We start from the raw sequence: 25,028 nt of genomic DNA on the forward strand, positions 1-25,028 counted from the left end.
CGATGCTCCACTTCGGTGCCGCGTACTACACCGAGTACATGCCGGTCGATCGGCTCCAGATCGACCTGGACCTCATGCGTGACGCGGGTTTCACGGTGATCCGGGTCGGCGAGTCGGTCTGGTCGACCTGGGAGCCCCGGGACGGACAGTTCGATGTGGACTGGCTCGCACCGGTGCTCGACGGAGCGCACACGCGCGGCATCGGCGTGGTGCTCGGCACACCCACATACGCCGTGCCGCCTTGGCTGCAACACAAGGTGCCGGAGATCGCCGCCGAGATCGGCACCGGACGCCGGGTGGCATGGGGCGCCCGCCAGGAGATCGACATCACCCACCCGGCGTACCTTTTCCACGCCGAGCGGGTCATCCGCCGCGTCCTCGCCCGCTACGCGCCACATCCGGCTGTCATCGGGTACCAGCTGGACAACGAGCCGGGGCTGCATGTGCTGCACAACGCACAGGTCTTCGCCCGCTTCGTCGCCCGGCTGCGCGCGGCGTACGGCGACGTGGACACGCTCAACGACCGCTGGGGCCTGACCCACTGGTCCCACCGGTTGGCGGAGTGGGACGAACTGTGGCCGCCAGACGGCAACCTCGTTCCCCAGTACGATCTGGCCTGGCGGCGCTTCCAGGCGGAGCTGACCACCGAGTTCGTCGACTGGCAGGCGGGGATCGTGCGGGAGTACGCACGGCCGGACCAGTTTCTTACCACGTGCGTCGACTACGCCCGACCAGCGGTCGACGACGTGGCGGTCGCCGCCGGTCTGGACCTCGCCTCGGCCAACATCTACTACGCGGCCCGGGACGGGCTCGCCGCGAGCACCGAGGGGAGTCTCGACTGGCCACCCTCGGGCGCCTGGTCGTTGTACTACAACGCCGACCGCGCGTGGTCGACAAAGCAGGCGCCGTACCTGGTGACCGAGACCAACGCGACCTCGGTCGGGCCGGCCTGGCTCAACCAGCCCGGGTACGACGGACAGTGGCGCCAGGTCGGCTGGGCGCTGGTCTCCCGGGGCGCCCGCTCCGTGCAGTACTGGCACTGGCACACCCTGCACCACGGTCCGGAGGCCTACTGGGGCGGGATCCTGCCGCACAGCCTCGTGCCGGACCGGGTGTACGAGCAGGTGGCCGCGCTCGGCGGCGATCTGCGTGCCGCCGGCGACGCGCTCGACGGCCTGCGGCCGGACGCGGACGTGGCGTTCGTCCACTCGCTACCGTCCAAATGGGCCTTCGAGTTCGCGCCTCCACTGTCCCAGGCGCACGGAGGACCGGATCATGCCGCGTACGAGCGGATCACCTCGGCGTTCTACCGGGGGTGGTGGACGGCTGGTGCACAGGTCCGCTTCGTACACGGTGGAGAGCTCAGCCGGTATCCGGTGGTGGTGGCCGCCGGCCTCTACGTCGCCGACGACGCCACGCTGGAGCTGCTGCGCGCGTACGCCGAGGCGGGCGGCCACCTCGTGCTCGGCCCGCGCACCGGGTACGCCGACGCCGACGGCCGGGTCCGGAGCGCGCTGGCACCACCGGGCTTCGCCTCCGCGGCGGGCGTGAGCTACACCGAGTACGCCAACGTCTCCGCACTGCCCGTGCGCGCGACCGCCGGGTCGCCGCTCGCGCTCCCGCCGGACGCCCGCGGTACAGCCTGGGTCGACGGGCTACGCAGCGCCGGCGCTACCCCGCTGGCCGTCTACGACGACCCGCACTACGGGCGCTGGCCGGCGGTGACGACCGCGGCGTACGGCGCCGGCCGGATCACCTGCGTCGGCACGGTGCCGTCGCCGAGCCTCGCCGAGGCGCTCGCCCGATGGGCCACCCCGGCGCCGGTGTCCGGGCTTCCCGCCGCCAAGCCCGTCCACACCACCAGCGCACGACTGGCTGACGGGCGCCGCGCCTGGTTCGTCCACAACTGGTCCGCGACCGGGGTAAGGGCGCCCGTCCCGTTCGAGGCCGTCGACCTGCTCACCGGCGACCAGGTCGGCGGCGACCTCGACTTGGGGGCGTGGGACGTGCGGGTGCTGGTCAGCCGCTGAGCCGACGCGCTCTCCGTCTTCAGGGGCACGGGTGGGACGGCCGGTTGCCGATGGAGAGATGTACGGCCGTGCCTGGCAGGACCATCGCGCCCGCGGCCGGGTTTTGGTTCATCACCCGCCCGATGTTGTTGCACGTGTCGTCGACGGGAAACGACACCGTCCCCCGAACGAAGCCGGCCGCGGCGAGTGCCGCATCCGCCTGCGCCAGCGTGCTTCCGACGACATTGGGCACCCTCGGATGCTTCCACTCGACGTAGACGTTCGCGCTGGCCGCGGTTTGCTGTTTGACGGTTATCTTCATGTTTCCGAGCGGGTTGGCCCAGGGAACACCGACCGACAGCTTCGAGTCGAAGAAGCCGTTCTGCGGCGCCATGTCGAGCAACTGCGACCTGCTCGGAAAGCCCGGCAACTCCGCGTGGACAAACACTCCCAGCGAGTTGGGAGGAAACGTCGCGTCGACGCCGATCGGCTGCCGGTACTCAATCCACAGGGTGACGCCGCCGTCCTTAAAACGCACCACCTGGAGGCCCGCTCCGTTGTTCTCCAGCGGCTGGAGCGCATACGCCCCACCGCCCGCTGGCACGTCCAGCATCCGCCCGGACAGCCAGCCGAGCTGGAACTGATGCGGTGCGGTGAAGCTGCCCGCCGCGTTGTTGCCCATGGCACTGAATGGATCGGCGTACTCGAGGGAGGCACACGAGGTGCTCAGCGTCACCCGTTGGCCATTGGGGTCCATGCACTCCAACCCGTTCGCGTGCGAGAGGCCGAACGAGGCGTGGGCCAACTCCTGGACCACGACGAGCAGGCTCAGGCCGAATCCACCGTTGAGCCAGGCCCGCCCGCCGCCTCCCCATCCGGCCGCGCATGACGGCATGCGCGCGAAGTAGTAGACCACCATGCTGTACACACTCAGGTCCGGCACCGGCGCCTGCTCCTGTACGGCCTGATCGGCGTTGTCGGCAACGTCATCGAGGAACGGGCCGTCGCATTTTCCAGGCACCGTCATGCGCGGCGGCGTGATGCTGATCGGCCCGGTGCTGCTGGTCTGCCAGCCCGTGTGCTTGCCATGCGACACCGCCGTGTACCAGTCCCGGTGGCGGTGCACCGCACTGGCTACTTCGGTGATCGATCGATCCACTGGGGCCGCCGGAGAGTTGTTTCCCGCCTCCCAGGTCACCTGTATGACCAGCAGCCGGGGCACGGACGGCGCGGCCGCGGCGGGGCCCGGTGCGGAGGAGACGGCGGCGACCGCGAACACCGCCAGAGCGACCACCGCCGACCACACTGACCAACCACGTCGGGTCTTCATTCGCAGCTCCTTCGTCTCGATGTCGGATGCCGGCGCTCCGCTGTAGGAGCGTCGGTCAGCCGACCGACCGGGAGCGTAACAAGCCCCGAGATTCCCGACAAGGGTGACCGTCTTGCATCCGACATCTGGTGGCTGGCCTGGCGATCGGGTGCTACTTTAGGCGGCGATCGGTCGACCGACCGACACGTTTGTATCTTCCGCGAACGGAAGGTGGCCCGTATGTCGAAGTTGGACATCACGAACGTCCCGAGGGAGCTGGACCAGCTGATCCGCTCGTCGAAGAGCGGCCGACATCGCCGGATTCTCGAGAACGTGCGGCGACACTACCTGCTGGAGTTGACCGGACGACCGGACGAGATCCTCGCTCCCGACATGACGGTGGAGGACCCGGTCTACTACATCGATCTGGATGGCACGAGCCGGACCCTTCGCGGCCGGGCCGCGGTACGCGACTTCTACGGCGAGCTGGAGGGCGTCGTCTTCGCCTGCGAGGACACGACGCACGCCGTGACCGACACGGGCTACTGGTTCGAATCCTGGTTCAACTTCTACCTGCCGGCTGCGGCGATCGGCCTCGACGGCTCCGCCTGGTACGTGAAACGGCAGTGGGTCACGATGCGTTGGCCGTACGACGAAGGCTGCCGGATGATCGGCGAACGGGTCTACGACCACCCCGACATAACCACGATCCTGCCGGTGGACGAGTCCGATGTGATCACCTTCGCCGAGGCCAAGAAGCTCCTGGAACCGTTGATCCGCCCACTTCCGGCGGCATGAGACATGAATGGGGCCGCACGTCCGAAGGCCTTTTCGACGCGGTGCGTACGGCATCGCCTGAGGGCGCGGCACTATGGAAAGGGCAATGGCTCCGGCGGAAGAGCCGGAGCCACCACGATTCGACGGCTACTGCACCGTCACCATTAGCCCGTTACTGAGTTCCGAGCCGTACTCGTGCTCGCCCCACGCCCGGACGGTGAAGAAGTTGGGACCGATCTCGATGGTGCCCATGGTCACCAGCATTTCGTCGATCGAGATGCTGGTCGACGCCGTCGTGGCGACGGAGACACCGCCGGAGTAGACCTCGTAGTAGACGAAACCGTCGTGCCGGGACGGGTCCCAGGCGATGCTGGCGGCTTTGCCGTCGACGAACACCGCGCGCAGGTTCGTCGGTGTCGTGGGAGCGGGCCCGGTGCGGCGGAGCGTGGTGAATTCGATCGTCGTCCGCGGTGACTGGTTGCCCGCCCGGTCGACAGCCCGGACGGTCGCCTTGTAGCCGCGGCCCGGCTCCAGGCCGCCGAGCCGGCTGGTCGAGGTTTCGGTCACCGCCTGCTTCCAGGTGGTATCCGAAATCTCGAACAGGTAGTGGTGCACGCCGGTGTTATCGGTCGACGGGTTCCACGCGAACCGCGCCCAGGTGAAGGAGAACTCGGTCACCCGCAGACCCGACGGCGCCGTCGGGGGCCACCTGTCGTTCGTGGCCGCGGCCGGAGCCGCGGCGACCGTCAGAAGTGAGAACACCGCCCCGGCAACACACGCCAGCAAGCGGTATCCACGTCGCATCATCAATTTGTCTACCTCCGGTGTCCCGATGGCGCCAGGGTGATTGATCGATCGACCGACTAAGCCACGCTAGCATTTGGTCGGCCGACCGACAAGGGCGCATCGGAGGCGCTGACCCATGCCCCCGGCGTCGCCGTGCTCGATGGTCGCATTGGCCGCGTTGACTATCGTGGTTTCATGTCGTGGGTGGACTCGTGGATGGGCGCGAGTCGGGAGATGGGCGTGCGCGGGCGCTGCCTGGCGATCGGTGCGATCGCCTTTGTGGGGCTGGTGCTGACGGTGATCGGGACCGTCTGGACGGCGGCCCGCCGCCGCGCGCTTTCGAGGAAGGTGTCCGCGGTGAGATGCCCGGCGAGGAACTGCCGGTCCTCTTCGGACAGCAGCGGTGACGTGCGGATGGGCGATGGCTTGTTGCGCATACCTCGGTCGAGTAGCCGGGAGGCGTGGCGACGCCGCAGGCGTCCCGCGTATCCGTCGAGTGTGGTCAGTGTGTCCGGGTCTGCCAGGCCGGCTGCTGCGGCTCGTCGTTGTGCACGATGATGTCGGCCTGATCGATCGGGCGGACCGTAGCGAAGTAGAGCTGCTGGGAGGGGATGTAACGCTCGCGCCAGCGCCGTTCGACCTGTTCCCGGGAGGACACCCGGCGCTCCCGGACCACGGCACGGTCGACGGTCTTTTCGAGCGCGGTCGACACGAAGACCCGCAGATCCCACCGATCGACCAGCTCCGGGCGCAGGAGAAAGACACCGTCGAAGATCAGCACGGCGTCGGCTGGGGCAGTCGTGACCGGCGGGGACAACACGGTATCCGCGGTGCGGTCGTAGACCGCGGGCTGGAAGCGCCGATCTCCACCTGGACCGAGCGGATCGAGCAGAACCCGGATCAGCGCGTCGTAGTCGTGGGTGTCGAAGTAGCAGCCTTCGGCCGAGTACTCGCCGCGCGGATAGCGCCGTGCCCGGGGAAACAGAAAGTCGTCGATCGTCGCCCGGACGACATCGCGGCCCTCTTCGCGCAGGACGCCGGCCAGCTCGTCGGCGAGGGTGGTCTTGCCCGCGGCGGGCGGCCCGTCGATGGCAACCCGCGTCGGATGTGCGACCGTGACGGACCCGACCGCCGCGGCCAGGCGGCCGACCAACTCCTCGCGGGTGCCTCGCTCCATGTCCTGCCCCGTCCTCGTCTCGCGAAGGTGGTTTCTCTCAGTCGGGCTCGGGTTCGGTGAGGCGGTTGATGCCCCAGCGGACGTGGTGGATCCACCTGAGGCTACGTGTCGGAGTGGTCGGCCGTGAGGTCGTCAGGCTGTCGAGGTGGTCGATCGCACGGGCGCGCGATGCTTCGTCAAGGCGGCTCAGGCTGCGGGCGGCAGCGATCTGGGTCTTCAGCGTGCCGCTGTCGAGGTCCTCGGTCAGCGGCACCGCGGCCTCGGCGGCCGCTTGTGGGCTGATCGCGCCGAGGTCGGCGGCGGCCGAGGCGCGGACGACGGCCGGTGCGCCGGCGTAAGCGTCGCGTACGTCGCCCGCACCGAAGGGCCGGCCCAGATTGTGCTGACTGCCAGGTTGCGGAAGGTGGCCATGGAGCGGGGCGCGGTGCCGGTCCTGAGTTGCGATGAGTCTTCGCGGAACGTCACGTCCCTCACCCAAATGGCGACGGCTTTCCACGCAGCAATGCTGTCGGGTGTGGCGGTTGAGGTGGATTGGGGGCCGGCCAGGTTGGCGGGCCTGCTGGTGATGCCGTAGACGATTTCCTTGTTGGTGTGTACGCCGTCGAGGCCGCCGGTGTCACGGCGCAGCCGGAACACCTGTCGGGCGCCGGGGAACAGCCAGCTGCCCGCGTCAGTCAGGCGAAAGCATGGCGTGAGGGGGTGGTGTCAGGATGTGTGTGCTATCGACCACCCGGGTGTCCGGCGGCATTGACAGATGAGCATCAGCAGAACGAGGAAGGGGAGTGGTCGGTCTGTACCTCGAAGGTTTGAGTGACGCGTTGCCACCGTCGCCGGAGAATCGGCGGTCCGACGGCTGTCGTTGTACTGCGTGAATAACCCCGTCCGCATCTGAGTCGAGGCTCACGGGCTTGATCATGCACGAATCGTCGTCGTTCGTGTCGGCGCGCCAGACGTCCGCAATATCGAATGGATCCCAAATGAGGAGATCGCTCTCCATTTTAGTAGCGGTTGCCGCTACTGCCGCGACTTTTGTCGCACTACCAACCCCTGCTGAATCGGCTACGAGCTACCGCGCGTCGCCATCGGCGTGCGACATCGTCGGCGACATGGGCAACGCCATCCGCAATTTCGTCGAGCGTGTCAACAGCAAATGGAAGCTTGGCATCAAGGCTCATGACTACGAGGTGCGGTCGGGCGACGCTGGATGCGTCATCCAGCCCAAGGACGCTTCTTCCGTAACAACTCAGGCGGGTGCCCGGTCCGCTGGCACTTCGATGACCACGACCACGACCACGACCATTGCCGTGCCTCCTGCGAAGTCGGTGGATGGGGGCGTAACCATTCAGCAGGACACAAAATGGCAGGAACCGCAGTGCAGGGAATTGACTGACCCGGAAGGTGCCGGGTTTATGCAAACCTGCCTTCAGTGGGGCAATATGGACTACCAGGGGGCGACGCGACGAAACCTAGCCGTCCGCACCTACGCGTCGTGCGGGGCGCGCGCGGGTAGCTCCATTTTTCAACAGATCTCCGAGTGTTACGTTTCGACCGAGCCCTACGGTTCCGGTAGCACATGGGTCTGGAATGATTGGAGCCCGAAATCCACCGCTCAGCTCAACCCCTGCGGAACCGTCGGCCTCTCCATCGGGGTGGGACCAGTCTCAGCCTCCAGCAGTGTCAATACCTGCGAAAAGCTCGTCCCGGCCAGGGGGTCGGTGCCTTCCGACTTCCGGGCGACCTGGATGGGCGAGTCGTACTACGCCGAGGACGTGCGGGAGACCGGAGCACTCATCGCCTTCGGCATCCCTCATGGTGGGGATGGAAGTATCACGTGGAAAAATGGGTACACGATCCAGGAGTGTGTACTGCCGGGAGTCCCCTCACCCTACCTGCCCTATTGTGCGGTGTGACCAAGCGCGTTGATATGGGCCACCCGCGACCCGCGTGAGCGCCGATCCGCAAAGCCCGCAGAAGTAGCCTGAGAGAGGATACAGATGAAACTGGTACAGAGACTGGCAGTAGGCGCGACAGCGGCCATTATGACGTCGTCGGCCGCTCTTGGTCTAAGCGCCACTCCCGCTCTTGCCGACGTGTGGAACTGCTATGCCGAGGTCAATTTCGGTCACCCGAACAACGGTGTCGCTTACTGTACTGCGGGAGTCGGATCTTACCGGGTACGGGCCGAATGCAATTCCGGGCATTGGCCATACACCAAAACGATCTACGGGCCATGGGTCTATCGCGAGTCGTCGACATATCCACACCCGATGTCCATAGCCTACGGTGACTCCCATGCGTGCCACGTGGCCAAGGCGTGGTACGAAGTTAGGTGATTCGTCAGATGGCGTTCCAGTCAGCTCTCGTGTCCATAGGTCGCGGTCTTGCGCCCTCCACAGAGGTTGACTTCGGCTCGCGTGCTTCCTGTTACGGAAAATGGGCATAACCTGCGTGTCTCTGTGTGAATGACCAGATCTGGTGAGTTTCCGTAATCACTGGTGGGTGAGCAGTGAGCCGCGGGTGAAGTCCAGCACCAGGCGGTCCCGAGGAGTCGTCGAGGTGGCGTCCGCTCAGCTCGCCGCACCGCTGCAGCCGGTGGCGCATCGTCTGCGGGTGGAGCCCGAGAGCGGCCGCGGCCTCGGCGGCGGACCCGTGCCGAAAGTAGGCGCGCAGGCCGTCGAGCAGGATCAGGGGCCGACGGCCTGATCCGCCTCGGGGAGGTACTTGTGTCGGTGGGTGATCGGCACGCCCGCGGCGGCGAACGCCTTCAGCCATCCGGCGGGTGGGCCTGGGTAGGCGTCCCGGGTAACGACGGTCCGCCGCTCGAGCTTCAGCCGGACGGCCGCTCCCACTGGTTCGGTTTCGTTCGCACTGTGAATCCACGTGTACACGAGCCGGGACACGTCGCTGATCGGGAAGGTGGTCGTCGTTCCGTTGCGCTGGCGCACGGTGACCTGTACCGGCCGGTCGGCCGGAGTGAGCCGGATCTCCGCGGCAGACAGCAGTTCGCACCGCCAGGCGTGGCCGACGAGCAGGGCGAGCGGGGTCGCGGTCACGACGAACGGGGCGACCTGCCCTTCGCAGATGAGGTAGGCCGTTGTGCCCAGGGTGAGCAGCGACAGGGTGATGATGATGCCCCAACTGGCCTGCCAGGTCAGTGCATCACCGTTGGCCTGCCAGACGATGGCATCGTCCGGGGGCTCATCGCGCGGCGGCGGCTTCACGCCAATCATCATGACCGAGGCCGTCACCACGCGGCCGGGTTCACCGCCAGGCTAGGCCCTGCTCCTGGAACCAGTCGGCGGCCGCGCCGCGCACCGCCGGGTCCGGGTCGGCGAGGGCGGCCCACGCCGCGTCGACGTACCCGAGCGCGTCCTTCCGCCAATACCGCAGTGACAGGATCGCCAGCCGTCGGTTGCCCGCGTCCGGGTCGCTTGTCATGGCGTTTGCCAGCAGCGGCACTACCCGAGCGGCGACGCCGGAGCCGAGGCGGCGCTCGCCGAGCACGTTGATCGCATGCCGGCGCACGAGAGCGTGTGGTGAGGACAGCCCGCGGATGGCCTCGTCCACCTCGTCGGCGTTGATCACGCAGTATCCACCGCCCGGCGCGAGTTCCTCGGCGACGGCCGGCAGGTACGCCGGGTACCGGTCAAGGAAGTCCTCGAACGGGCGGTAGTCCAGCGGCACGGCGGCGGCACCGCCGTCTCGCAAGCGGAAGCTGCTGTACGGCGCGGTGACGGCCGCCACGACGACCTCCTCGGACAGCCGCTCGATGTCGTCGAGGACCAGGTCGAGGCGACCCAGCCGGGCCAACGCGCGGGCGGTCCACAGCCGGTCCGGCCCGCGCAGCCGGTGCAGCGCCGCGCTCAGCGCCGCCACCACGTCCGGGTCGGACTGGCCGATGTCGGCGAGCAGCTTCGCCGCCTGCCACGCCTTGCCCTTTGCGGCAAGCAGCTCGATCAGCGCGGGAAAGGCCGGCACGCCGATGTCGCGCAGCGCACGCTCCGCTTCCTCGCTGCTGATGATGCCCGGCCGACCTTCCAACCTGGACACGTAGTAGGTGACCCGCTCTTCCACGGGCAGCGCCGCGACCCGGGCGCGTTCCGCCGCGAGTGCGGCCAATTCGGGGAACAGCCGATCGAACTCCTCGCCGGTGAGGCAGGCGCGCAGCAGCGGCTCGTACCGCTCGTCGTCGAACAGCACGGCGACGAAGTCCGAGCCGACGGTACCGGCGGCGCGCAGTTCGGCCGTCGCCGTCCGGCACACGGCGACGAGCACCGACAGGTACCGGTCGAACGCGGCTTCCCAATCCTGCTGGGTGCCCCGGCACGCCTCGGCGGTCAGCGCCAGTTCCAGCTCTTTGGCGCGCTCGTCGCCCAGCCATTCGTCGTCGAAGTACTGGCGCTCGAACTCGTCGGCACCGAAGCGTAGGTCGGCGAGGTATCCGCCGGACTCTCCGGTCAGCTCATCGTCGCCGTGCACACCGAGGCTGGGCAGCCTGATGACCGCGTCGGTCTCCCGGTAGACGCGGTCGAGCACGGCAGCGGTGATCCGTTCGCCCGGCGCGTCGACGACGACCGACTCGACAGTGCGGACAAGCGCCGCGGCCAGTTCACGCTCGACAGCGCCCCAGTCGAACGGCGCTGCGACGTCGGCCATCCGAGCATCGTACGGACCGGCGCGAGCCGACGGATACCTCCCGGGTGGAGGCTTTCGCAATGAAACCCGTTCATGTCGTCACCGTGCTGGCGGCATGGGCGCACTGGATGTGACCGGCCCGAGCAGTGCCGAGCTGTTCGAGGAGCCACACGTGATCGGCCGGCGGCGCCGCTGGTCTTCGTCCTGGGCCTCATGCAGACGGCGCTGTTCGTAACCGGCTGGCTCATGTGGCGTGCCCGGCGTGGTCGGGGCCTGCCAGAAGCGACTGGACGGACGTCGTCACGATGTGGGCGGCCTCGCCGGGCTTCAGGCGGCCGGCTCGTTGCTCGTGTGCCGCGCCCTTGAGGAGGTAGTGCACGGCGTTGACCAGCCAGGTGGTGGGCAGGTCTGTGCGGAAGACACCGTCGTGTTGGCCGCGGCGGATGAGGCGTTCGACGCGTTCGGCGGGGACGGCGTGCAGTTCGCGTAGCCGGCCGGCGGGTAGGACGCCTTCGGCCGCTTCGAGCAGTGCGGCCGATTCGGCGACCAGGGCCCAGCTGGATGCGAGCAGGCGGGTCAGCGCGTCTCGTGCGTCTCCGCCGAGGTCGACCGCGGACAGGGTCTGGTCGCCGGCCCGCATGGCGTCGGCGAGTGCGGCCTCGATCAGCTCGGCGCGGTTGGGGAAGTGGCCGTAGAGGGTCATCCGTCCGACGCCGGCGGCTTTGGCGATGTCGTCGGTGGTCGCGTCGGGGTCGCGGCCGAGGCAGGTCCGGGCGGCCGCGACGATGCGGTCGATGCTGCGTTGAGCGTCGGCGCGCCGGCGTGGACCTGCTGGTGCCGTGGGCATGCCACCACTCTAACTCGTACGGGAATATACGAGCTAGCCCGCTCGCTGTAACTCGTATCCGAACATACGAGTTACGGTGGAGGGCCGACTCATGACGTACGAAGCAGTGGCCGAACAGGCGCCGCATCCGCTGCGCTGGCGCATCCTCGGGTTTCTCGGTGTGGCGCAGCTGATGTTGATCCTCGACGTCACGGTGGTGGCGATCGCGCTGCCGCACATCGAGACCGACCTGGGCGCCAGCCGGGAGGCGCTGACCTGGACGGTGAGCGCGTACGCGCTGGCGTTCGGCGGTCTGATGCTGTTGGGCGGGCGGCTCGCCGATCTGGTGGGGGCCAAGCGAGTGGTGTTGGCCGGGCTGTTGGTGTTCACGGTCGCCTCGCTGGTGACCGGGCTCGCCGGATCCTCCGGCACGCTGATCGGCGGGCGGGTCGCCCAGGGCGTCGGCGCGGCGCTGCTGTCGCCATCGGCGCTGTCGCTGGTCGTGACACTCTTCGACGGCGACGAGCGAAACAAGGCGCTCGGCATCTGGTCGGCGTTGGGCGGTGGTGGCGCGGCGCTCGGCGTCCTGCTGGGTGGGGTCCTCACCGCCGGCCCCGGTTGGCCGTGGGTGTTCTTCGTCAACGTGCCGATCGGCCTTGTCATCGCCGCCGCGCTGGCATGGATGCTGCCGCGCCAGAGCCCGGCGGTGGCCGGTGGCCGGCTCGACGTCCTCGGCGCGCTCCTCGTCACCGCGTCGTCGGGCAGCCTGATCTACGCGTTCATCACCGCGGGCGACCGCGGCTGGCTGTCCGGCGGCACCGGTCTGCTGGTGCTGCTGGCGGCGGTCGGCTACGTGGCGTTCGTGGCCTGGCAGCGGCGAGCCCGGTCACCGCTGATGGACGTTCGGCTGCTGGCCCGGCGGCCGGTGGCGACCGGCACCTTCCTGATCCTGCTGGCGACGGCGCTGATGATCGCGGTGTTCTTCCTGGGCACGTTCTACTTCCAGCACGCGCGCGGTTACGGCGCGCTGCGGACCGGTCTGCTGTTTCTGCCGGTCGCGTTGGCCACGATGGCCGGCGCCAACCTCACCGGCCGGGTCATCGGCCGGCTGGGCGCGCGCCCGCTCGCCGTGGCTGGCCTGGTGGTCGCCGCGGCCGGGATGGCGGTGCCCGCGTTCACGATCCACCCGGCGACGGTCGTTGTCGGCGTGTCCGTCGCCGCTGCCGGGACCGGCGCCCTGTTCGTCGTCGCCTCGGCGACCGCGCTCGGTCAGGTGGCCCCGCACGAGGCCGGCATCGCTTCCGGCATCGTCAGCACCTTCCACGAGTTCGGCGCCGCCAGCGGAGCCGCCGTCGTCTCCAGCGTGGCGGCGGCGAGCCTGGTCGGTGACACACTTTCCGGATTCACCAACGGTTTCGTCTTCGCGGCGGTCGCCGCGACGGTGGCCGCCGCCGTCGCCGCCGCACTGACACCGCCGAAGCCCTAGCACGGCGCCGTGGCTATGGGCCGTGGTGGACATACGCGGCCCATCGCAACGGTGCGTTGCCGCGCAAGGACTCGCGTAGCCGCGTCACCGCGCGGTGCAGTGCGGTCGCGGTGACCGCGTCCTCATGACCGCCGGCAGCGATGTGCGTGTACACGTCCTCCGCGATCACCGCCGCGGTGGTGTCCCCAATGGACCATAGGGTGCCGATGACGTGCCTAGCGCCGGCGAAGTTGAACGCGGCGACCAGGTGCAGCGCCTCGTCGGCCAGCTCCGTGTCGCCCCGGGCGGTTTCGCAGGCGGACAGGAATGCCAGGGTCGCGTGGGTGACACGGCGGGCAAGGTGGCGCACGCGCAGAGGTCCATCGGCGACGGCAAGGTAGCTCGCCGCGGGGTCACGCGGGTCTTGCACGCCGTGGCAGGAGAAGTGCAGGACCCTGTGGTGCTCCAACGCGGCGAGGATGTCCGCCTTGCGGGCGTTGCCGTCCGACATGACGGTGTGGTCGCCGGGCAGGCGCTCGCGGACCGCGGCGACCTCGGCGGGAACGGCGGCCAGGTCGGTGAACGCGATGCCGTCGATCGGCGGCGTGCTGGGTAGTGCGACGATGAGAGCGCCGTTGCCGGAAGGCCTCGCGGGGGTTTGCCCGCGATGGTGCAGCAGGGAACGCAGCGTTGGCGTATAGGACGACACGACGTACGCGCCGACCCAATCGTCGGCTGACCCGGCCGCGTGCAGCGGCAGTAGGGACAGCTGACCCGTCGGACACCACCAAAGCCGCGGCGGCGAGGCCCCACCGGCCGGCGGGGTGAGCCGCAGGTGTGCGAGCACCGGCTGGGTAACCGCGCGCCATAGCCATTCCAACGTGGACAGCGCGCTTTGGTTGCCGTTGACCTGTTCGGCCAAATCGGTGCCGGGCGCCAATGTCTGGATCGCGGCGGCGAACACGCGGGCCCGGGCCGCCACGTCCTCGGCGGTCAGGTGGGGCAGCCGCACGACCTCGACGGTGGGTCGGTCGGGAGCCACCACGAGGGCATCACACCGGTATGTGCTGACGTTCACCACGACGATCGGACCGTCCTGGGCGGCGGCTCGAAGGGATGACACATCCGGCGGGGCGAGGAAACCGGCGAAGCGCTGGTCGGGCAGCGCCCGGATCTCGGCCAGCAGCCGGGTGTACTCCTGATGCAGCCGCCAACGATAGGCCACGCCGTCCCGGTAATCCGTGGTGTCGAGCCGATCGGGCCGCGGCCCTGACGCGGTCGCCCCGGCGAGCTGGGTGATGACGTGGTCGAGGCGGGCATGCAGCTCGGGATGCTCGGCACGCAGCAGGGAGCGATCGGACCTCGCGTCCAGGGACTGTGCCCATAGCAGTGTGCGGCCCTGTTCCAGCAGGCGCAGGGCGCCCACCGGGTCGCCGGCCTCGATGGCCAGCGCGGCCGCGTCGCTAGCCAGACGCGGGAAGTCGCGCAGGCGGCTCTGGTGGGAGACGACGCCGAGGCCCCGCCAGACGACTTGGGGCAGCACCTCTTGGATGGCGAGCCGGTAAGCCGCGGCCGCCGCGTCTACGTCGCCGTGATGGGCGTGTAGCTGACCCGCCAGGTGCGCGGCGTGCAGGCGGGCCTCGGCGGGCGCGGTCGCCAGACCCGCCGCCCGGTCCAGCGCGGCTAGCGCCTCGGCGCGGTAGCGGCGCCTTCCCGTACGCTCGTAACGGCCTTGCAGGGCCAGGCCCAGGGAGCTTAGCCGGGTGGCAAACTTCGGGTTGTGCTCGTCGCTGCCGGCCACGCTGGCGCGCAGGAGCCGGGTCGCGCGGCGCAGATCTCTTGCCCTGCCGTGCTCCAGGTAGCGCAGATACAGGCTCTGGGCGTACACGTGCAATTGCCCAGCCCGGTCGGCGATCCGGCTGCCGAGGGTGCCGCTAATGCCTTGCGCAACGGATTCGTCGAGCGCGCCGGCGTCGCGCCGGTCGACAAACTGGTTCTGAAGCAGGATCGCCAGGCCCGATTGGATCGCCGGCCGGTCCGGGTGGTCGGCCGGGATCGCCGCGAGCGCGGCGCGGTTGGTGGCGATGGCGGCGTCCAGATCGGCGGCGTGCCCCAGCGTCTCATAGCGCAGCCGCAGGACGCCGGCGAGGTTGTGCAGCACCAGGACCTGCCGCCGGTGCCCGGCGGGCAGGGCGTCGCGGGCATGTTGCCACATCTCCACCGAGCGGTCGAGGTCGTCGCGCTCGCCGAGGTACTTGTATCGGCTCCACAGCGCCGTGGCGAGAACGATGTCGGCGGCCGCCCGATCGGCCGCGTCGATGTCCTGCCGACGGGTGATCTCCTGGGCCACGTCGACCGCCGCATGCAGGTCCTCCGGATCGCCGGCCAGCTCGGCCCGGTCCAGCAAAGCCGAGACGAGGGCGCATCGCGCGAGCGGGCTCGGAAAGCGGTGCCGGTCGAGGATGTCCAGCGACTCGCGGTGGTGCTCCACCGCCGTGTCGATATCGGACCGATCGCCGGTCGTGGCAAATCGGGCCCGCAGCGACTCGCCCAGTGCGGACAGCCACCCGGCCCGCGCGATCTCCGACGGCTCGTCCGCAACGCATTGGCGCAGCAATGCTACTGATTCTTCGATATCAGCCAGTACCCGTTTGCGCTCGTGTCGCATCCGCAGGCTCACCGCGAGCTGGCCGACGGTGTTGCGGCGTTGCGACTGCGGCAGCCGGCCCGAATCCAGCAGCGAGCGCAGCCGGCCGACGGCCCGCTCGACGTCGCGGACATCGCCCGTGCGCTCGTAGCGGGCCAGGTGCTGCTGCGCGGCCGTCTGCTGGAACATGGCCGGGGCCATCCCGGACATTGACGCGATCGCCGACGCGCCCCGGATCTGTGCCTCCAGTGCACTTGCTCGCCGCGCGTCGGCCTCGTCGCCGCTCGCCTCGTGGCGCGCCCAGAGCGCCTCAGCGAGCTGGGCCAGGCACATCGCGCGCTGCCCGTCGTAGGCCACCCGCGCGCCCGCCTCCGCCGCCTCGACGGCTTCCGCCAGCGCCGCCCGTTCGCCGGTGCGCCGATACCGCAGAAGCCACGCCTTGGCCAGCAGGGCGAGTCGGTTGCCTCGCTGAGGGTCAGCCTCCGCGGCTCGATCCTCCGCCGCACGGAGGCCGACGATGGCCGCTTCGAGGTCCTCGGTCCGGCCAAGCAGCTGAAATCGCGACAGCAGGGTGCCGGCCAGGACCGCCTGCACGCTGTCCCGCACGTCGTCGTCCATCACATCGCGCGCCAGCGCGTCGCGGGCCAGCGTCACCGCGCGGTCAAGTATCGCGGGATCGCCGATCAGGCTCGTGTGAGCGCCCAACGCGGCGAGGTACATCGGTAGCAGCCGCGCCCGTACCGGGCTGTCTTCGGGCAGGCTTTCCATGAGCCGTTCGAGCGTGGCCACGGAGTTGGCGACGTCGGCCGCGGACGGACCCATGGTCATGATCGCGGCAAGCAACGCTTGCACGTGGTGCGCCTGGTCGGCGTCCAGCTCGCCGCGGGCAAGGACCGCACGGAGCGCGGCTTCGGCCTCCTCGCGGCTGGCGTGGTCGCCGGCAAGCACGCCGCGCAGCCCGAGACCGATGGCCTCCGCCGTGGCGTCCGGCTCGTACGAGCGCTGAAAGTGGATCGCCTCGTCGAAGTGCGTGCGGTCCGGCCGGTGCTGCGCCCGCTGCCAAAGCAGTTGCCGGGTCAGCTCGGCGAATACCTCGCGTTTCGGCTGATCGGCCGGCAGTCCCTTCCACGCCGTCTGCGCCACGCTCACCGCCTCGTCCAGATCAGACAGGCGCCCGTCGCGCTCAAAGCGCTTCTGCAACGCTGCCGCGAGGGCAAGCGCCGCGATCACGGAGACCCAGTGATCGGCCGGGAGGCCGGCCATCGCGCCACGGGCGAGGTCGGCGGCCTCGTCGAGGTCGCCCGACGGTTGGTGCGTGAGCGCCCCGGCCAGCTGGACCCGCACACTGCGTAACGCGTCGCCGTCCGTGATGGCAAGGGCCTCTCGCAGGTACCTTTCGGCCGTAGCCGCGCTTTCCGGGCGGCCGCCCAGGCTGTGTAGGTGGGCCAACGCCGAGAGCATGGTGGCGCGGTCGCCCTGGTCGAGATCGGGTGCCTGAAGTGCCGCATCGCACGCCTTGATCGCCTCCGCAGCCAGCTTTTCGTCGCCGAATGCCGCGACTTCCTGGTTGAGGCAGTGGCCAAAGGCGGTGCGCGCCAGCCCGACGAACCTCCCGGTGCTGTCGGCGATCTGGGCGGCCTCTCGCGCGACCGCTCCAGCTTTCCGCAGCTCGGCACGGTCGGCGGCACGCACGGCCCGAGCGGTCAACGCGTACGCCAGCTCGGTGGTATGCGGCACGACGTGCTCATGCCCCTCCGGCGTGGCCGACACCGACGCCAGGTGATGGGAAATAGATTGGTCGAGGTCGTCACCCGACTGTCGCACCATGAACCGCCGGCGAAACGCGCGACCGAGGTCATGCAGGACACATGCGCGGTCGGCCGGTGTCAGATCACCGCGCCCCAGCTCCTGGGTGAGCACACCGACGACCTCGTCCAGCAAGGAAGCGTTTCCACCCGGCGTCCGATCATGCTCATCGAGTAGCTCAATGGCGCGCTCGCGTGCACTCGGCGTCTCCACGCAGGCTCCCAACGCTATGTCCACCGTGTCGTCGCGGATCGTAGCGTTCATCGGCCACAATAGGCGTCGCCCAATCGAGCGGAATCCGCCGGATCAGTGACACGGAGAGCCAGGACACAATGGACGAACAACGGGCCCGCGGGTGGCTGTGCCAGAACGCCGAGGCGTTGCGGTCGACGGCGATCGCGGGCGGGTGGCGGCCGCGGCTCGATGCCGCGTTGGTCGACGTCGTCAAGGGTGACGGCTCGGCGCTGGACACAGTCACCGCACTGCTCGGCGCGCCACCGGACGACGTCAGCGAAGGCCGTGGCCGTCACGACGCCGACCCGCATCTGTTGCTCGGGTCCGTCCCGACCCAGCTGAACGGCGACTATGGATGCCCGCGCGATTGGTGCCCGCGCCGGACAGGCCGTGACGTGCGGGGCCGGCCCCCCTGGTGCCACCTCCATCAGGCGCCCATGCGCTTCCGTGAGCGGTAGGGCGCCGGTGGACGGAATCCTGGCCGAGGTCGGCCGCCGCCACATCGAGCGGTGGCTGTCCGTGCTATTGCTACCCGGACTGATTTTCGTGGCGGTCGCCTGGACGGTGACCCGGCTGGGCCATGCGCGGCCGTTCGATCTCGATGCCGTCGCATCCGCCTGGCACGACCTTGCCGACCGAGCCACCCGCTCAACGGCCGACCTGATAGTCACGGCCGTGGCCGCGCTCACGGGAGCGCTGCTGGCCGGTCTTGCCGCACACGGCGTGGCCCGTATCGTCGAGGCGGCGTGGACCGCCCGCCCATCCTCGCGCACGGCCTGGCTGAGCCGCCGCACGGCAGCACTCGACCGGCGCGTCCAAGCCCAATACCACGGTCTGCGCATCACCCTGCTATGGCCGCGTCTGTGGCTCCTGATCGGCGACGAGGAGCGCAACACCGTGGCCGCCGCACGCGAACGCGTCTGGGAGGCCGCGCTCCAAACGGGATGGGGCGCTCTATATCTCGTGCTGATACCCGTGTGGTGGCCCGCCGCCCTGATCGCCACGGTCACGTGGGCGCTGGCCATCGTCACCGCTCGCCGCGCCGTCACGAGCTATATCGCCCTGGTCGAAGCCATGGTCGACATTCACCAGAGCACCATCGCGGACAGGTTCGGCTTCACACTGATCGACGGCGCGCTGCCCCCGGACGCCGTCGCGCAGATCAACGACCGCCTGCACAAATAGGCGGCCATTGCCGTAGGCATCGGGGCCCAACGGCGGCCGTCCTTGTTGGACGGCCGCCGCCGGCCTTGTGACGGGCTAAGCCGTTATTGGTATGTCCGCGATGTGGCCCCACTGGATGGGCGAGCTGAGGCCCTCGATCCGCCACTCCCCGGTGGTCGGCCGCCACACGGCAAACTCGTGGCTGTCACCGTCGTCGAGGAAGTTGGCCGGGACGGGGATGTCGTTGATGCCCCCGTCCGGCCCGGACGGCCACTGGAACGAGCCTTTGGACTCGATGTGCCATTGAAAATGGGTTGGCCGGTACACCGCGATGTCGATCGGCCGCTGCGACGTGCTGTGGTACCGGCCGGGGACCGGAATGTCGGTGGGTAGGCCCCACGTCACGGAGCTGGTGGCACCGTGGGTGAACCAGGTATGCCATTGCCCGGTGGATGGTCGCCACACGGCGATCGCCGCACGCCAAAGGACGACGGGGGCCGGAATCCTATACATCGGCACGGGAATGTCAGTCGGCAGACCCCATTTGACGACGCCGACGCTTCGGATGTGCCACTCTCCGGTCGGCGGTCGCCACACCGCGATGTCTACGCGGCCGTCGCCGTTGTAGTCCGCGGGGACCGGCAGGTCGGTCTTGTGTCCCCATTGGACGACGCCGACGCCTCGGATGTGCCAGTCCCCTGTGGATGGTCGCCACACCGCGATCTCCGCGCGGCCGTCACCGGTGTAGTCTCCCGGCACGGGGACGTCTCCGTGCCCGCCCCACTGGACGACGCCGAACCCGCGGATGTGCCAGTCTCCGGTCGACGGCCGCCACACCGCGATCTCACTGGCCCGGTCACCGTCGTAGTCGGCCGGGGTCGAGCGCGGCGTGGGCGTGTAGATCGAGTAGAGCAGCATGTTGGGCGAACCCGCGCCGACGTCGCTCAAGACCCCCGCGGTGCCGTTGTTGACGATGGCCGCGTGGACCTGAGCCGGTGACGCGCTCGGCCACCGTTGCAGATAGAGCGATGCCGCGCCGGCGACGTGGGGTGCGGCCATCGACGTGCCGGTCAATGCGACGGCGGCGGTACTGCTGGTGTGCCACGCCGACGTGATGCCCTCCCCAGGGGCGAAGATGTCCACGCACGAGCCGTGGTTGGAGAACCACGCACGTGCGTCGCTGGTGTTGCTCGCACCGACCGTGATCGCCTCAGCGACCCGCGCTGGAGATTGGTTGCAGGCGTTCGTGTTGTTGTTGCCGGCGGAGACGGTGAAGGTGACGCCGAGCCGGATGGCATTGCGGACCGCGTGGTCCATAGCACTGCTCGCCGCGTTGCCGAGGCTCGCGTTTGCCAGCGTAGGCTCGGGTCGGACCAGCGAGTCCTCCAGCACCCAGTTGACGCCGTCGATGACCTGGCTCACGCTTCCTGTTCCGTCGCAACGGTACACGCGGACCGCGACCAGCCTGGCGGATGGGTTCACGCCGTAGGTGTTGCCGCCGATGGTGCCCGCGACATGCGTGCCGTGGCCGTTGCAGTCTTCGGCGTTGGCGTCGTTGTTCACCGTGTCCCGCCCGTAGACCGCGCGGCTGACCCCATTGGTGAAGAACTGTGAGTGCGAGATGCGGATACCGCTGTCGATCACGTACACGGTCACCGGGTTTGTCGATTCGTGGTATTCATACCTGCTGTTGAAGGTCCGGCTACGCTCGTCGATGCGATCCAACCCCCAAGACGGGGTCACGGTGTTCCCGTTCGCCTGCACCTCTTGGTCTTGTGACACGAAGTCGACGGCCGGGTCCGCCGCCAGCCGGCGGGCCTGCCGCTCGGTCGCGGTCATCGAAAACCCGCGCAGCGCCCTGGTGTAAATCCGGTCCACGCCGGCCTCATAGCGTGCGGCCAGCGCGCGTGCGGCGCCATCCACCTCGTTCGCGCCCGCCGTGGTGTCTTTCAGCACCACGATGTACTGACCCTCGATGGCAGTCGGGCCCCCGGCGTCGCGGATATCGCCCTCTGGCGGTGCGGCGGTCGCGGCCTGTCCCATCCCGGCCACCAAGACCACCACGGCCAACGCCGCCGCCCACACCCGGTGTGCCCTTCGCATATGTGCACGCCGCGCCGAACGGGTCGCGACGATCGCGACGGCGCGTATCAGAAAAGATCGCATGCCAGATCGTGTGATCGGCTCAGCCCGGTCCTCCAGGTCAAAGTACGTACGGCGGATGTGGCACCGGTCATCCCGCCGCCGGCCGCGGTAGGTGAGAACTGTGAGGCCGGTGACGCTCGCAGTGTGACGGATGACCAGGATGCCGAGTTGAAATCGCCGCACAATCCGCTCATGAAGATTCTTGCCAATTTCCGCGGCCAGGGTCGCCGCGTCGCCGTGGCGGGGCTCGCGCTATCCGTGACGACGACGGTGGCGATGGCGTCGGCCCAGCCGGCGGCCGCCGATCCGCCGTACGCCAAGCCGAACCTGAAGGTGCTGTCGTGCGGCGTCTTCGACGATCCCGTCGACTACGGCGACGGCATCGACTGGTGGAAGTTCCGTTTCACCTACACCAACAACGGCCTCGTCGCTACCCCGGGCGCGTTCAAGGTCGGCGTTCATTGGGTGTGGACGGCGACTGGTGGCCCGGAATCATCGACCGAGTACTGGCAGCCCAGGATGGTGAAGGGGCAGGTCGTCACGCGGGAGTTCTGGGTCACCCCACAGGTGGCGACGTACGGACTGGCCAGCGTCATGCTCGACTCCGGGTACTCGGTCGACGAGTACGGATTCGAGAGCGACAACCACTGCTGGAGCTACAACGGCGGCTATTGACCGCTGGGAGAATCCTGAGATGACCAACCTGACCGAAGACCTGATCGCCGCGGAACGACGGCTTCAGGCGGCCCAGCTGGCCGCGGACGCGCACGCGCTCGACCAGCTGATGGACGACCAGTTGATCTTCACCGGTCCCGACGGGCGGCTGTACTCCAAACAGGACGATCTGGCCGTCCAGCGCACCGGTCGGCAGCGGCTCAGCAAGGTCGACGAAGAAGACCTTCGGGTCCTGGTGCTCGGTACGACAGGGGTCACCTGGTTTCTCGGCTCCCTGGCCGGTGTCTTCGAAGGCGAGCAGTTCGCCGCCCGGGTCCGCTACACGCGGACCTGGGTGCACACCGATGACCACGGCTGGCGGCTCGTCGCGGCGCACGTCAGCCCCGCCTGAACCGGCGACAGGCTGATCAGGAACGCCAGGAGACCTCGGTGATGGAGGTCCAGTTGTTTTCGGCGTTGCCATAGCCGACGACGCGTATCCAGCGGGCCGGCCCGTCGGCCGCCTCGTAGGTCTCCGGGGCGACGGTGTCGCCGGAGGAGTGACGGCGCGGCACGATGGTGCGCCAGGATGTGCCGTCGACCGATGCCTGTACGGTGAACTCGGCCGTGCGTTGGTCGCCCCGGTGCCACGCGATCGCGATGTCGTCGACGGACCGCGTGGCGCACAGGTCGAAGCGGATCCAGGCGCCGTAGCCCTCGTCCGACCAGCGGGTGGCGAGGCTGCCGTCACGGGTGTTGGCCGGCGCGTTGCCGTCGTCGCCGCTGGCGCTGATCGCGCAGTCGCCGGGCGCGGTCGGTGGCGCCGTCGGGCTGGTGGTCGGCTGGACCGTGGGGCTCACGGTCGCGGTCGGGGTGGGGGACGGCGTTGGCACGGTGCCGGCCGGGCATGTCTGGGTGGGACGGAACTGGCCGCCGTAGGTGCCCACCGAGTCGCCCTTGGTGTTGCCGGACATCGTGTTTCCGCAAACCGTGCCTTGCGGCGCGGCCTGGAACTTGATGCCGCCGGCGGCGTTCGCCTCGATCACGTTGCCGTAGGCGTTGTTGGCGCGCCCATCCGTGGCGCGGTCGCCGCCGAACCGGATGCCGGCACCCTTGTTGCCGCTGGATGTGTTGTACCGGAACGTGTTGCCGCTGCCCCGCGCGTCGAAGCCGGCCGACTCCGGGTCCAGCTGACCGGTGCAGGTGTTCTGCTCCACCACGTTGGCGGTCGAGTTCTCCTTGATGTCGACGCACTCGTTGCCGCGCGTGTCGAAGGTGTTGTGGTGAACCCGGTTGTCCCGGCTGACGTCCGCCCGGCCGTCCGGGGCACCGTTCTGGCCCTGCTGCTCCGGCGCGGTTCCGATGTAGACGCCCTCGCCGTTCTTGCCGCCACCGGCGAACTGGAAGTCGTAGGCGCCGCAGGGACCGATCCGGCTGTTCGCCACTTCGGCGTTGGTCACCAGGTATCGCAGCCGAACGCACTCGCCACCGGCGTTGCGGATCGTCATGCCGAGGATGCGCAACCTGTCTACGCCGTCGCCCGCGGACGTGCTCATCACGTAGACGAGCTTGTCGCGGTAGCTGGACGCGCTGTCGCCGCTCGCGTGCCGGCCGTCCACTGTGAACCCGGACAGCGTGACGGCGTCGTGCCGCACCTGGAACACGCGAGAGCCACCGGCGCCCAGCACCACGGCGGTGGCCGGACCGGTCACGGTGACGCCGGTACGGGTCGTCACCGCGTCCTGGCGGTATGAGCCGGAAGCCAGGTGGATGGTCGCGCCGGAGGGCGCCGTGTCGAGCGCCTTCTGGATGGTCGCGAACGGGGCCGCCGCGGAGGTGCCCGTGTTGCCGTCCCGTCCGGTCGGGCTGACGTAGTAGTCGGTGGCGGCGAACGCGGGGGCGGCGAGAGCGAGCCCGCCAGCCAACGTGGCGCCACCCAACAATGCGAGCGCCGTGGCTTTGACGCGATTTACCACAGGAGGAGCCTCTCGATGAACGGTGAGGGGAACGGTCATCGGCCGTGTGAGGCAGGACTTTAGGATTCTTTATCTTGTCCGTCAATAAGCGGAAAGCAGCTGATGTTTCCGAATCGGTAGCGCTGGCGAATACATCCGAAGAAAGGCGCATCGGCGCAGCCCGCCCACTTGGAGTGCAATTCCGGGCAATACCGGTCGACGCAATTACCTTCCGCTTATCGACCCACTACCGCTTGTGTTTGGAATTGCTCACGTCGCCTAAGCCGGCTTTACGGTGGTCAGGTCGCCGAAGCCGGAGGCGGCCATGATGCCGGCTTGGACGCGGGTGGCCGCCTCGTGTAGCTCGCCGATGAAGTCGTGCACGCCGGGTCCGAGTACCCGGACGGGGCGCTGGCCACGCGGGGTTCGCAAGACGGTGGCGATGGTGTCGGCGATCTCCTGCGGGTCGGCGGTGGAGTCCTCGACCAGGTGCGATTCGGCCCGCTCGGCGAGCGCGCCATAGCCGGTACGGCGGCGCGTGTCGTCGCGGCTGAGATGCCGAAGGTACTGCCGGTAGTACGCGATGCCGTTCGGGTCGACGAAGTCGGTCGAGTAAGCACCTGGTTCGACGATGACCACGTCGATACCGAGTTGGGAAACCTCGTACCGGGTGGTCTCGGTCATCGCCTCCAGTGCCCATTTGGCGCCGCAGTACGCGCCGAGAAAGGGGAACACGAACCGCCCCAGCGCGGTGGTGACCTGGACGACCAGGCCGTCCCGCTGGGCCCGCATGATGGGCAGGACGGCGCGGTTCATCCGCAGGTGTCCGTAGAGGTTGGTGTCGAAGACGTTCCGCACGTCGGCGATCGTCTGGGTCTCCAGCACAGCTGGGTGGAAGGAGCCGGCGTTGTTGACCAGCACGTCGATGCGGCCGGCCCGCTGGCGTACCCGGCGCACACCCTCCTCGACGGACCTGTCGTCGCGCACGTCGATCTCGACCACGTCGAGGGCGAGCCGCTCACGGCGCGCGACCTCGCGCAGCGCACGGGCGGGCGCCGCGTTCGCGCCGGCGGTGTCGCGCATGGACGCGTACACCCGATGTCCGGCCCGGGCGAGGGTGAGCGCGGTCAGGTTGCCGAAGCCGCTGCTGGTGCCGGTGATGAGCACGACCTTGCCGCCGCCGGACGCGGCCGGTGGTGCCGGGGCCGCCGCCGTCACGCCGGGGAGGGTGGCGAGTCCGGCGGTGGCGCCGACCGCGGCGGCGCCGCCCAGCACTGAGCGCCGTTGGATTTTCTCTTGGTTCACAAGGGTTTCCTTCCACATCGGTGTGGCTGTCGGTGCGTGCCAGGAGCTTCCGGGTCCGGAGCTGTCGGTGGTCCCTCGATTAATCCGCGCCGGCGTCGCGGCCGGAAAGATCGATCGGGTGGCTCGTTATACTC

At 68.9% G+C, this 25,028-nt stretch carries 22 protein-coding genes; 9 read left to right on the plus strand and 13 right to left on the minus strand.

Translation table 11 applies throughout. The features are described from left to right. The first annotated feature begins 2 nt into the window (after nucleotides 1–2). On the plus strand, nucleotides 3–2,030 hold the full coding sequence (locus tag AC5L36_RS42550) for a beta-galactosidase (protein WP_441224445.1): 2,028 nt from the start codon (nucleotides 3–5) through the stop codon (nucleotides 2,028–2,030). A gap of 19 nt (nucleotides 2,031–2,049) precedes the next feature. On the opposite strand, the gene AC5L36_RS42555 is transcribed toward AC5L36_RS42550, so the two are convergent. After that, nucleotides 2,050–3,303, minus strand: a complete 1,254-nt coding sequence (locus AC5L36_RS42555; protein ID WP_441224446.1) for a PASTA domain-containing protein — start codon at nucleotides 3,301–3,303, stop codon at nucleotides 2,050–2,052. Between the two features lie 255 nt (nucleotides 3,304–3,558). Between AC5L36_RS42555 and AC5L36_RS42560 the strand changes: the two genes are divergently transcribed. Continuing rightward, nucleotides 3,559–4,116 carry a hypothetical protein gene (locus tag AC5L36_RS42560; RefSeq protein WP_441224447.1) on the plus strand — a complete coding sequence of 186 codons (558 nt, stop codon included), beginning with the start codon at nucleotides 3,559–3,561 and terminating at the stop codon, nucleotides 4,114–4,116. 126 nt (nucleotides 4,117–4,242) lie between these two features. On the opposite strand, the gene AC5L36_RS42565 is transcribed toward AC5L36_RS42560, so the two are convergent. The 4 genes from AC5L36_RS42565 to AC5L36_RS42580 form a co-directional block, all read right to left on the minus strand. Then, complete coding sequence (locus AC5L36_RS42565; protein WP_441224448.1) at nucleotides 4,243–4,902, minus strand: fibronectin type III domain-containing protein; 660 nt, start codon at nucleotides 4,900–4,902, stop codon at nucleotides 4,243–4,245. A 161-nt stretch (nucleotides 4,903–5,063) separates the two neighbouring features. Continuing rightward, nucleotides 5,064–5,318: a hypothetical protein gene (locus AC5L36_RS42570; RefSeq protein ID WP_441224449.1), complete on the minus strand. Its 255-nt coding sequence runs from the start codon at nucleotides 5,316–5,318 to the stop codon at nucleotides 5,064–5,066. Between the two features lie 65 nt (nucleotides 5,319–5,383). Beyond that, a complete protein-coding gene (locus AC5L36_RS42575) occupies nucleotides 5,384–6,058 on the minus strand; it encodes a cytidylate kinase family protein (RefSeq protein ID WP_441224450.1) in 675 nt (224 codons plus the stop codon). 37 nt (nucleotides 6,059–6,095) lie between these two features. Continuing rightward, nucleotides 6,096–6,554, minus strand: coding sequence for a hypothetical protein (locus AC5L36_RS42580; protein WP_441224451.1), 459 nt, complete (start codon nucleotides 6,552–6,554; stop codon nucleotides 6,096–6,098). A 610-nt stretch (nucleotides 6,555–7,164) separates the two neighbouring features. On the opposite strand from AC5L36_RS42580, the gene AC5L36_RS42585 reads away from it, so the two are divergent. Further along, nucleotides 7,165–7,968 (plus strand): hypothetical protein, encoded by an 804-nt coding sequence (locus tag AC5L36_RS42585; protein WP_441224452.1) that lies wholly within the window; start codon nucleotides 7,165–7,167, stop codon nucleotides 7,966–7,968. A 514-nt stretch (nucleotides 7,969–8,482) separates the two neighbouring features. On the opposite strand, the gene AC5L36_RS42590 is transcribed toward AC5L36_RS42585, so the two are convergent. The 4 genes from AC5L36_RS42590 to AC5L36_RS42605 all read right to left on the minus strand — a co-directional run bounded on the left by AC5L36_RS42590 (nucleotide 8,483) and on the right by AC5L36_RS42605 (nucleotide 11,540). Next, nucleotides 8,483–8,830, minus strand: a complete 348-nt coding sequence (locus AC5L36_RS42590; protein WP_441224453.1) for a helix-turn-helix domain-containing protein — start codon at nucleotides 8,828–8,830, stop codon at nucleotides 8,483–8,485. After that, complete coding sequence (locus tag AC5L36_RS42595) at nucleotides 8,743–9,309, minus strand: hypothetical protein (protein ID WP_441224454.1); 567 nt, start codon at nucleotides 9,307–9,309, stop codon at nucleotides 8,743–8,745. Before AC5L36_RS42595 ends, AC5L36_RS42590 begins: the two co-directional genes overlap by 88 nt. Nucleotides 9,310–9,319: 10 nt before the next feature. Beyond that, nucleotides 9,320–10,714, minus strand: a complete 1,395-nt coding sequence (locus AC5L36_RS42600; RefSeq protein ID WP_441224455.1) for a DUF4303 domain-containing protein — start codon at nucleotides 10,712–10,714, stop codon at nucleotides 9,320–9,322. Between the two features lie 223 nt (nucleotides 10,715–10,937). Continuing rightward, the gene (locus AC5L36_RS42605; protein ID WP_441224456.1) at nucleotides 10,938–11,540 is read right to left on the minus strand and encodes a TetR/AcrR family transcriptional regulator; all 603 of its coding nucleotides are present in this window, start codon (nucleotides 11,538–11,540) and stop codon (nucleotides 10,938–10,940) included. Nucleotides 11,541–11,631: 91 nt separating this feature from the next. Between AC5L36_RS42605 and AC5L36_RS42610 the strand changes: the two genes are divergently transcribed. Further along, nucleotides 11,632–13,005 carry an MFS transporter gene (locus tag AC5L36_RS42610; RefSeq protein WP_441224457.1) on the plus strand — a complete coding sequence of 458 codons (1,374 nt, stop codon included), beginning with the start codon at nucleotides 11,632–11,634 and terminating at the stop codon, nucleotides 13,003–13,005. 13 nt (nucleotides 13,006–13,018) lie between these two features. Here the strand turns inward: AC5L36_RS42610 and AC5L36_RS42615 are convergent, their stop codons facing one another. Further along, a complete protein-coding gene (locus AC5L36_RS42615) occupies nucleotides 13,019–17,323 on the minus strand; it encodes a CHAT domain-containing protein (protein ID WP_494909785.1) in 4,305 nt (1,434 codons plus the stop codon). A 102-nt stretch (nucleotides 17,324–17,425) separates the two neighbouring features. Here AC5L36_RS42615 and AC5L36_RS42620 point away from each other — a divergent pair, with 102 nt between their 5' ends. The 3 genes from AC5L36_RS42620 to AC5L36_RS42630 all read left to right on the plus strand — a co-directional run bounded on the left by AC5L36_RS42620 (nucleotide 17,426) and on the right by AC5L36_RS42630 (nucleotide 18,856). Further along, nucleotides 17,426–17,614, plus strand: a complete 189-nt coding sequence (locus tag AC5L36_RS42620) for a hypothetical protein (protein WP_494909787.1) — start codon at nucleotides 17,426–17,428, stop codon at nucleotides 17,612–17,614. A 155-nt stretch (nucleotides 17,615–17,769) separates the two neighbouring features. Beyond that, on the plus strand, nucleotides 17,770–18,129 hold the full coding sequence (locus tag AC5L36_RS42625; protein WP_441224459.1) for a hypothetical protein: 360 nt from the start codon (nucleotides 17,770–17,772) through the stop codon (nucleotides 18,127–18,129). A 7-nt stretch (nucleotides 18,130–18,136) separates the two neighbouring features. Next, nucleotides 18,137–18,856, plus strand: a complete 720-nt coding sequence (locus AC5L36_RS42630; RefSeq protein ID WP_441224460.1) for a hypothetical protein — start codon at nucleotides 18,137–18,139, stop codon at nucleotides 18,854–18,856. A 75-nt stretch (nucleotides 18,857–18,931) separates the two neighbouring features. Here AC5L36_RS42630 and AC5L36_RS42635 read toward each other — a convergent pair whose 3' ends face one another. Continuing rightward, the gene (locus AC5L36_RS42635; protein ID WP_441224461.1) at nucleotides 18,932–20,938 is read right to left on the minus strand and encodes a S8 family serine peptidase; all 2,007 of its coding nucleotides are present in this window, start codon (nucleotides 20,936–20,938) and stop codon (nucleotides 18,932–18,934) included. 186 nt (nucleotides 20,939–21,124) lie between these two features. Between AC5L36_RS42635 and AC5L36_RS42640 the strand changes: the two genes are divergently transcribed. Continuing rightward, nucleotides 21,125–21,655: a hypothetical protein gene (locus AC5L36_RS42640; RefSeq protein ID WP_441224462.1), complete on the plus strand. Its 531-nt coding sequence runs from the start codon at nucleotides 21,125–21,127 to the stop codon at nucleotides 21,653–21,655. Nucleotides 21,656–21,674: 19 nt separating this feature from the next. Next, nucleotides 21,675–22,046 carry a nuclear transport factor 2 family protein gene (locus AC5L36_RS42645; protein WP_441224463.1) on the plus strand — a complete coding sequence of 124 codons (372 nt, stop codon included), beginning with the start codon at nucleotides 21,675–21,677 and terminating at the stop codon, nucleotides 22,044–22,046. Between the two features lie 16 nt (nucleotides 22,047–22,062). Here AC5L36_RS42645 and AC5L36_RS42650 read toward each other — a convergent pair whose 3' ends face one another. Together AC5L36_RS42650 and AC5L36_RS42655 are read right to left on the minus strand one after the other, a co-directional pair. Then, nucleotides 22,063–23,610 carry a discoidin domain-containing protein gene (locus tag AC5L36_RS42650; RefSeq protein ID WP_441224464.1) on the minus strand — a complete coding sequence of 516 codons (1,548 nt, stop codon included), beginning with the start codon at nucleotides 23,608–23,610 and terminating at the stop codon, nucleotides 22,063–22,065. Nucleotides 23,611–23,868: 258 nt separating this feature from the next. Then, on the minus strand, nucleotides 23,869–24,894 hold the full coding sequence (locus AC5L36_RS42655; RefSeq protein WP_441224465.1) for an SDR family oxidoreductase: 1,026 nt from the start codon (nucleotides 24,892–24,894) through the stop codon (nucleotides 23,869–23,871). Nucleotides 24,895–25,028 lie beyond the last annotated feature (134 nt).

Source organism: Phytohabitans sp. LZ39 (assembly GCF_059359075.1).

Coding starts and splice junctions, on each gene's coding strand:
- AC5L36_RS42590 (WP_441224453.1), bottom strand. CDS start 8,830: ATGGCTGAAGGCGTTCGCCGCCGCGGGCGTGCCGATCACCCACCGACA.
- AC5L36_RS42550 (WP_441224445.1), top strand. CDS start 3: ATGCTCCACTTCGGTGCCGCGTACTACACCGAGTACATGCCGGTCGAT.
- AC5L36_RS42575 (WP_441224450.1), bottom strand. CDS start 6,058: ATGGAGCGAGGCACCCGCGAGGAGTTGGTCGGCCGCCTGGCCGCGGCG.
- AC5L36_RS42605 (WP_441224456.1), bottom strand. CDS start 11,540: ATGCCCACGGCACCAGCAGGTCCACGCCGGCGCGCCGACGCTCAACGC.
- AC5L36_RS42625 (WP_441224459.1), top strand. CDS start 17,770: ATGGACGAACAACGGGCCCGCGGGTGGCTGTGCCAGAACGCCGAGGCG.
- AC5L36_RS42585 (WP_441224452.1), top strand. CDS start 7,165: ATGGGCAACGCCATCCGCAATTTCGTCGAGCGTGTCAACAGCAAATGG.
- AC5L36_RS42570 (WP_441224449.1), bottom strand. CDS start 5,318: ATGCGCAACAAGCCATCGCCCATCCGCACGTCACCGCTGCTGTCCGAA.
- AC5L36_RS42610 (WP_441224457.1), top strand. CDS start 11,632: ATGACGTACGAAGCAGTGGCCGAACAGGCGCCGCATCCGCTGCGCTGG.
- AC5L36_RS42560 (WP_441224447.1), top strand. CDS start 3,559: ATGTCGAAGTTGGACATCACGAACGTCCCGAGGGAGCTGGACCAGCTG.
- AC5L36_RS42565 (WP_441224448.1), bottom strand. CDS start 4,902: ATGATGCGACGTGGATACCGCTTGCTGGCGTGTGTTGCCGGGGCGGTG.
- AC5L36_RS42600 (WP_441224455.1), bottom strand. CDS start 10,714: ATGGCCGACGTCGCAGCGCCGTTCGACTGGGGCGCTGTCGAGCGTGAA.
- AC5L36_RS42645 (WP_441224463.1), top strand. CDS start 21,675: ATGACCAACCTGACCGAAGACCTGATCGCCGCGGAACGACGGCTTCAG.
- AC5L36_RS42635 (WP_441224461.1), bottom strand. CDS start 20,938: ATGCGAAGGGCACACCGGGTGTGGGCGGCGGCGTTGGCCGTGGTGGTC.